The sequence below is a fragment of the Kluyvera sp. EC_51 genome (assembly GCF_019584505.1).
GTDB lineage: Bacteria > Pseudomonadota > Gammaproteobacteria > Enterobacterales > Enterobacteriaceae > Kluyvera > Kluyvera sichuanensis.
In genome coordinates, this window is sequence record NZ_VDAG01000068.1 from 1 (window position 1) to 1,913 (window position 1,913).

The window sequence follows — 1,913 nt, forward strand, 5'->3', positions numbered from 1 at the left end:
TACGCACCACCCCGTCAGTAGCTGAACAGGAGGGACAGCTGATAGAAACAGAAGCCACTGGAGCACCTCAAAAACACCATCATACACTAAATCAGTAAGTTGGCAGCATCACCCTTCTGCCGGGCTAATAACCTGGTCCCGAGCATGAGCCGGCGTGGCAACTGCTGGGATAATGCGGTGGCCGAATCGTTCTTCAGTTCACTGAAAAAAGAGCGCATCAGGAAGAGAATATACAAAACCCGGGATCTAGCCCGGGCGGATATCTTCGATTACATTGAAGTGTTCTACAACCGGGCCCGGCGCCACAGTCACCTCGGCGGCGTCAGTCCGGAGGCCTTCGAACAGGCCTCGTCGTGAGGACAGAATTTGTCTACGGGCGTGGGGTCAGTCCAATCAACGGCTCGGAAGTGTCTAGATTATCCGTGGCGATTCAATTATTCTAAAGTTTTCGACCGCTATACACTCTTATCATTCTTTGTTAATCGTTTATTAAGATAATAAATATAAGGACGAAACCATGAACGATGTCATTCGTGACTTTTTCAAAATGGAATCAGCTGGTGGTATTCTTCTCGTGATTGCCGCGGCAATTGCGATGACCATTGCTAACTCACCGCTGGGCGAAACTTATCAATCTGTACTGCATACTTATGTATTTGGTATGTCAGTTTCTCACTGGATTAATGACGGCCTAATGGCTGTTTTCTTCTTACTCATTGGCCTTGAAGTTAAGCGAGAGCTGCTTGAAGGTGCGTTAAAATCAAAAGAAACCGCAATTTTCCCTGCGATTGCAGCGGTTGGCGGTATATTAACTCCTGCTCTTATTTACGTAGCCTTTAATGCCAACGATCCTGAGGCGATTTCTGGTTGGGCAATTCCAGCGGCGACAGATATCGCTTTTGCTTTAGGTATCATGGCGTTATTAGGTAAGCGTGTACCAGTAAGCCTAAAAGTGTTCTTGCTGGCGGTTGCTATCATCGATGATTTAGGTGTAGTTGTTATTATCGCGCTATTTTACACCGGTGACCTGTCGACCATGGCGTTGCTTGTTGGCTTCATCATGACTGGTGTCCTATTCATGTTGAATGCGAAGGAAGTAACAAAACTTACGCCATACATGATCGTCGGTGCGATCTTATGGTTCGCGGTGCTTAAATCTGGTGTTCACGCAACATTGGCAGGTGTAGTGATTGGTTTTGCTATCCCACTAAAGGGAAAGCAGGGCGAACATTCTCCACTTAAACATATGGAGCACGCGCTTCACCCATACGTGGCATTTGGTATTCTGCCTCTATTCGCATTTGCCAATGCGGGGATTTCGTTAGAAGGCGTATCGATGTCAGGTCTAACTTCAATGCTGCCACTCGGTATTGCTTTGGGTCTACTGGTTGGTAAGCCTCTAGGTATCTTTACCTTTAGCTGGGCAGCGGTAAAAATGGGCGTTGCTAAGTTACCTGAAGGCGTTAACTTCAAGCATATCTTTGCGGTATCTGTGTTGTGTGGTATTGGCTTTACAATGTCTATCTTCATTTCCTCTTTAGCGTTCGGAAATGTAAGTCCTGAATTTGATACCTATGCTCGACTCGGTATCTTAATGGGTTCTACGACAGCAGCATTACTTGGCTATGCCTTACTGCACTTTTCTTTGCCTAAGAAAGCGCAAGCGTAAGATAAAAATGAGCTATTTTGTAAAGCCTCCCAATCGGGATAACACCGATCAGTTAAGGCATTGATCAGTTGAACGATCCTACGGATGGTTAACAATACCCTCAGTACACTAATTGCTGAGGGTATTTTTGGCACTGTTGCAAATAGTCGGTGGTGATAAACTTATCATCCCCTTTTGCTGATGGAGCTGCACATGAACCCATTCAAAGGCCGGCATTTTCAGCGTGACATCATTCTGTGGGCCG

Annotated in this window: 2 protein-coding genes and 1 pseudogene; 2 read left to right on the forward strand and 1 reads right to left on the reverse strand. The window is 46.1% G+C overall.

Annotated elements, in window-relative coordinates; genetic code table 11:
* On the reverse strand, positions 1-58 hold a 58-nt coding region (locus FHC49_RS24730), incomplete at its 3' end, for an IS1 family transposase (protein WP_097491765.1).
* 56 nt (positions 59-114) lie between these two features.
* On the opposite strand from FHC49_RS24730, the pseudogene FHC49_RS12295 reads away from it, so the two are divergent.
* Both FHC49_RS12295 and nhaA read left to right on the forward strand, forming a co-directional pair.
* Positions 115-357: pseudogene (locus FHC49_RS12295) on the forward strand (IS3 family transposase); the annotation flags it as partial.
* 160 nt (positions 358-517) lie between these two features.
* Positions 518-1,669, forward strand: a complete 1,152-nt coding sequence (gene nhaA, locus FHC49_RS12300; RefSeq protein ID WP_001000602.1) for a Na+/H+ antiporter NhaA — start codon at positions 518-520, stop codon at positions 1,667-1,669.
* The last annotated feature ends 244 nt before the right edge of the window (positions 1,670-1,913 follow it).